The organism is Marinobacter sp. (assembly GCF_014859525.1).
Classification (GTDB): Bacteria; Pseudomonadota; Gammaproteobacteria; order Pseudomonadales; family Oleiphilaceae; genus Marinobacter.
The window spans coordinates 1-5,116 of the sequence record NZ_JACUUB010000120.1 but is presented as its reverse complement, the minus strand read 5'-3'; the positions used below and the strand labels follow the sequence as shown (position 1 = coordinate 5,116).

4 protein-coding genes are annotated in these 5,116 nt (G+C 58.2%); 3 read left to right on the top strand and 1 reads right to left on the bottom strand.

From position 1 onward, the window contains the following. Positions 1 to 140: 140 nt before the first annotated feature. Positions 141 to 1,595 carry a YdiU family protein gene (locus tag IBX51_RS14215; RefSeq protein WP_291831957.1) on the top strand — a complete coding sequence of 485 codons (1,455 nt, stop codon included), beginning with the start codon at positions 141 to 143 and terminating at the stop codon, positions 1,593 to 1,595. A 279-nt stretch (positions 1,596 to 1,874) separates the two neighbouring features. Next, a complete protein-coding gene (locus IBX51_RS14210; protein WP_291831956.1) occupies positions 1,875 to 3,260 on the top strand; it encodes an AmpG family muropeptide MFS transporter in 1,386 nt (461 codons plus the stop codon). 34 nt (positions 3,261 to 3,294) lie between these two features. Here IBX51_RS14210 and IBX51_RS14205 read toward each other — a convergent pair whose 3' ends face one another. Beyond that, positions 3,295 to 3,777: a YajQ family cyclic di-GMP-binding protein gene (locus IBX51_RS14205; protein ID WP_291831955.1), complete on the bottom strand. Its 483-nt coding sequence runs from the start codon at positions 3,775 to 3,777 to the stop codon at positions 3,295 to 3,297. Positions 3,778 to 3,913: 136 nt separating this feature from the next. Here IBX51_RS14205 and IBX51_RS14200 point away from each other — a divergent pair, with 136 nt between their 5' ends. Continuing rightward, on the top strand, positions 3,914 to 4,885 hold the full coding sequence (locus IBX51_RS14200) for a response regulator (RefSeq protein ID WP_291831954.1): 972 nt from the start codon (positions 3,914 to 3,916) through the stop codon (positions 4,883 to 4,885). Positions 4,886 to 5,116 lie beyond the last annotated feature (231 nt).

The following is a 5,116-nucleotide window of genomic DNA, read 5'->3' as shown; positions in this document are numbered from 1 at the left end:
CGGGGGTCTGACCCGTTTTGGATAGACCCGTTTTGGATATTGACGCGCGAGTGCCTGACCCTATTTTGGATCACGCGCACGGGAATCCGCCCCCGTCCAAAACCCAGCTTTAAAAACCAATTCAAGAACCAGGCCAAACCATGACCAACAGCACCTTCAAAGTAGAACACCGCTACCTGGAACTCCCAAACAGCTTCTATACGCGGGTGCAACCAACCCCTTTATCAGGCCCCACAATGGTCTGCTTTAACCACAAGCTCGCAACACAGCTGGGCTTTCATGTTCAAAACGAAGCGGACTGGGCGAAAGTAGGTGCTGGGCTGGAGTTGCTGGACGGAATGGACCCCGTGGCAATGAAGTACACCGGGCATCAGTTTGGCGTGTACAACCCGGAGCTGGGCGATGGCCGGGGCTTGTTACTTTGGGAAACCGTGGCGCCGGATGGCACCCGCTGGGACTGGCACCTGAAAGGGGCAGGCACCACGCCCTACTCCCGCTTTGGCGATGGCCGGGCCGTACTGCGATCCACCATCCGCGAGTATCTGTGCTCCGAAGCTATGCACGGGCTGGGCATTGCCACCACCCGCGCCCTGTTCATGATCAGCGCAAAAGATCCGATCCGCCGCGAATCCATCGAAACCGCCGCCGCGCTGATGCGAGTAGCTCAAAGCCACATCCGCTTCGGCCACTTTGAATTCGCCGCCCATCACGAGGGGCCAGAGGCACTGAAAACCCTGCTGGAACACGTGATCACCCTGCACTTCCCGCATTTAATCAGCTTGCCGGAAGAACAGCGCCATCAACGCTGGTTTGAAGAAGTGGTGGAACGCACCGCCCGGCTGATTGCAGACTGGCAAGCCGTGGGCTTTTGCCATGGGGTGATGAACAGCGACAATATGTCCATTATCGGCGACACCTTCGACTACGGCCCCTACGCCTTTCTGGACGATTTCGACGCTGGCTACATCAGCAACCACACCGACCAGGGCGGGCGCTACGCCTATAATCGCCAACCACACACCGGCTTTGTGAATTGCCAGTACCTGGCCAACGCCCTGCTACCCGTGATGGACGAAGACGCCGTGCGCCGCGGAATGCGCCGGTACGAAATCGCCTACAACGAACACTTCAAGAACAACATGAAGGCAAAACTGGGGCTGGAAGAAACCGAAGACGCAGACATGAGCCTGATCATGGACACCTTCAGCCTGCTGCACGAGCATCGGATAGATTACACCCGCTTTTTCCGTGGCATCTCCAACCTGCACCGCCACGGCAACGCCCCGGCGCGAGACCTGTTCGCAGACCGAAGCGTGGCCGACGAATGGCTCGAACGCTACGAGGCCCGCCTCCAAAAAGAAACCCGCGCCCACGACGAACGCGAATACGCCATGCGCCAGGTAAACCCCAAATACATCCTGCGCAACTACCTGGCCCAGCAAGTCATCCTGGAAGCCCAGAACGGCGACTACGCGCCCCTGAAAGAGCTATTAAAAGTGCTGGAAACCCCCTTCGACGAACAACCCGAGTTCGAACACTACGCCGCCCTGCCCCCGGACTGGGGCAAACACCTGAACATCAGCTGCTCCTCCTGAAAGGGGTCAGACCCACGCGTGTAGGGGTAAGACCCGCGCGTGTAGGGGTCAGACCCACGCGCGTCTTTGGGCCTTAGGGCCGCGCGGGGGTCTGACCCCGTTTCTGAACTTGGAACTTGGGCCCAAACCGGGTCAGACCCCCGTGCGGCCTTAAGGCCTCAAAGCGCACGTGGGTCTGACCCTTGCCTCCCGCTTATTAAAGCTCGCTCACTTGGCCATTGGGGTTTAATTCCGCATAATCCCCGTTCTTGTATTCCATTCAGCTCCGGACGGCCGTTCATGCCTCAGAGTTTTCTCCAAAAATTCCTGCAAGGCTTTCAGGTTTATCGAAACCCCCGGGTTATCGGCATGCTGTTCCTTGGCTTCTCAGCCGGGCTTCCTCTACTGCTGGTGGGCGGCACGTTCACGGCGTGGCTGCGGGATCTGGGTGTTGAGCTTGCCACCATCGGCTTTCTCAGTTGGGTAGGTATGGCCCATTCGATCAAGGTGTTGTGGGCGCCGATTGTGGATCGCACCAGCATTCCGTTGCTCACCCGCTGGCTGGGGTGGCGGCGCAGCTGGATGCTGGTTTCGCAGTTGAGTATCGCCGGCGCGTTGCTGGGCATGGCATTGACGGACCCAACCCAGCAACAGTGGCTGGTGGCCCTCTGGGCCGTGGTCGCGGCTTTCGGTTCCGCCACCCAGGACATTTCAGTGGATGCCTACCGGGTAGAAGCCGCCGAGCCCCATGAACAAGGCGGCATGGCCGCCAGCTACGTGACCGGTTACCGGGTTGCCATGCTCATGGCCAGTGCCGGCGCTCTGCACATTGCCGCCGTCGGCAGCTGGTCTATGGCCTATGGCACCATGGCCTTGCTGATGGGCGTTGGCATGGTGACCACACTGATCAGCTCCGAACCGAAGAACCGTCAGTCTGCGGCCGTGTTTGCCATGGAGGCGCGGGTGATCGGCTATCTGGACCGCACCAAACACAGCGGCGCCCGAAAGAACATCACCGCCTGGCTGATCGGGGCGTTTGTCTGCCCGTTTGCGGATTTCTTTCAACGCTATGGCAAGGCGGCGCTGGTGATCCTGCTGTTCATTGCCACCTTCCGAATCAGTGACATTTTTATGGGGGTGATGGCCAATCCCTTCTATCTGGACCTGGGCTTTACCAAATCCCAGATTGCCAACATTGCCGCGGCGTTTGGCCTGATCATGACCCTGACCGGGGCAGCGGTCGGCGGCGCACTGGTGGCACGCTTCGGCATTGCCCGCATGCTGCTGTTTACCGCTTTCATGGCCCCGGCCACCAACCTCACCTTCGCCGGTCTTGCCATGATCGGGCCCCAACAACCAGGCCTGGTAGCGGCCATCATTGCCGACAACGTCACCGGCGGCATGGCCATTTCGGTGTTTATTGCGTACCTGTCCAGCCTCACCAACACCGCCTACACGGCTACTCAATATGCCCTGTTCAGCTCGTTGATGACACTGCCCGGGCAGTTTGCGGCAGGCTTTACCGGACTGCTTGCAGAATACGTAGGCTGGGTAGGATTCTTCCTGATCACCGCCGGGACCGGTGCTCCGGCCATTATTCTGGCTGCGTTACTACTTCGCATCGCCCACCCGGACAAACCAAAACAGCCCTCGGAAGAAGCACCGCCAGGGCAAGCCGAACGTTAGTTAAATACCGCAGGCATGGAATGCCGGCCAAGACTCAATCGCGGAAGTTATCAAACTGCAGCGGCAGTTCCAGCTCGGCTTCGCGCAGCATGGCGATGGCTTCCTGCAGATCGTCCCGCTTCTTGCCGGTCACCCGCACCTTGTCGCCCTGAATACTGGCCTGCACCTTCATCTTCTGGTCTTTGATCATCTTCACGATTTTCTTGGCCATGTCGGTTTCAATGCCCTGCTTCAGCGCAAAGTGCTGCTTCACCAGCTTACCGGCCTTGCTCTCGCCGTCCTCGGCCAGCGCACGGGTATCGATGTTGCGCTTGGCAAAGGCCATCCGCAGCAGATCAATCAGCTGCTCGAGCTGGAACTCCTGCTCGGCGCTCACAGTGATGCGTTTGTCTTCCAGCTCGATGTCTGCCTGCACATTTTTAAAATCCCACCGATTGCCCAGATCACGTTTGGCCTGATCCACCGCGTTGGTGACTTCGTGCATCTCAATTTCTGAAACAATGTCAAAAGAAGGCATGGTCGTTATTCTCCACAGGCCCCAGAAGAGTATACTGAGGCAACATTTTTGATACTGGATGTTCCGAAGCGCCAAAGCATACCAAGAGCGGCGGCGAACCGCATCTGACAATGGACTGATAACAAGTAGACAAACGATGCCCAATCTGGACCTACCCATCCTCGTTGTAGACGATGCCAAATTCAGCAGCATGGTGGTCGGCCGCACCCTGCGAAATGCCGGCTACCGCGACGTACGCATCGCCAACAACGCCTCAGACGCCCTCAAGCTGATGGAACAGAGGCAGGTCAGCTTACTGATTGCCGATTGGCTGATGCCGGAGATGGACGGTCTGCAACTGACCGACCGGGTGCGCCAGCAGGATGAGCAAGACAACCACTACACCTATGTGATCTTGCTGACCGCCCGGGAAAGCGTCGAGGCGCTGTCAGAAGCCTTTGACCGGGGCGTGGATGACTTTATCTACAAATCCGACATGACCAAACAATTGATCTCCCGCGTGTTTGCCGCCGACCGCATGGCCGACCGCCAGAACACCCTGCTACGCGCCAACGCACTGCTGGTCGAGAACAATCGGGAGCTCGAGGCCACCAACATCATTGATCTGGAAACCGGCCTGTGTAACACCAAATACGCCCGCCAGCGCCTGCAGAAAACTCTGCGCCACGCGGAATCCCGCGGCGGTTCCACCGCCTACGTTATGTGTGGCATTCGTAACTGGCAAGACCTGAAACGCAAGCATCCACCCAGCGTGATGAGCGAACTGGCCACAGGCATCGCCCGCCGCCTGAACACCCTGATCCGCCCCATCGACGCTCTGTGCCGCGTGGGTGACAATCAGTTTGCGATTATTTCCTACTTCCCGAACAGCGACCACTGCTCCACCACCGCATTCCGGCGCATCTTCGACGGCATCAACCACAAGGCCCTGAAAACCACCGCCGGCTTTATCTCCGTGGAAGCCGGCATGGTGCTATGCCGTGCAGATGCCCAGGGCGGCACGCCATCGGTTCAGGATATGGAGCGGGCCGCCGTTCAAGGCCTGGTAGACGCCTACGAAACCCGCCGATTTACCGAAACCAAACCCGTGATACGAGAAGGTGTTTAGCTCTCACAAACGGTAACAACGGTACACAGATCACAAACAGACAGGCGGGACACGAAAGCTTATTCTGAAATTGTGGATTCAAGCAGTATCCGCCCATGGCGGAGGAGCCGTGTAGTAACTCCGCCGTATTATGGGTCCTGACTCCACAGGAATTGCGATTGATTCAGGCCTTTCGTTCTCTCCGAAGTATTTTCGAGCCAGCTCTTGTAAGCTGGCTTTTTTAATGGGTCT

Coding starts and splice junctions, on each gene's coding strand:
- IBX51_RS14210 (WP_291831956.1), top strand. CDS start 1,875: ATGCCTCAGAGTTTTCTCCAAAAATTCCTGCAAGGCTTTCAGGTTTAT.
- IBX51_RS14200 (WP_291831954.1), top strand. CDS start 3,914: ATGCCCAATCTGGACCTACCCATCCTCGTTGTAGACGATGCCAAATTC.
- IBX51_RS14215 (WP_291831957.1), top strand. CDS start 141: ATGACCAACAGCACCTTCAAAGTAGAACACCGCTACCTGGAACTCCCA.
- IBX51_RS14205 (WP_291831955.1), bottom strand. CDS start 3,777: ATGCCTTCTTTTGACATTGTTTCAGAAATTGAGATGCACGAAGTCACC.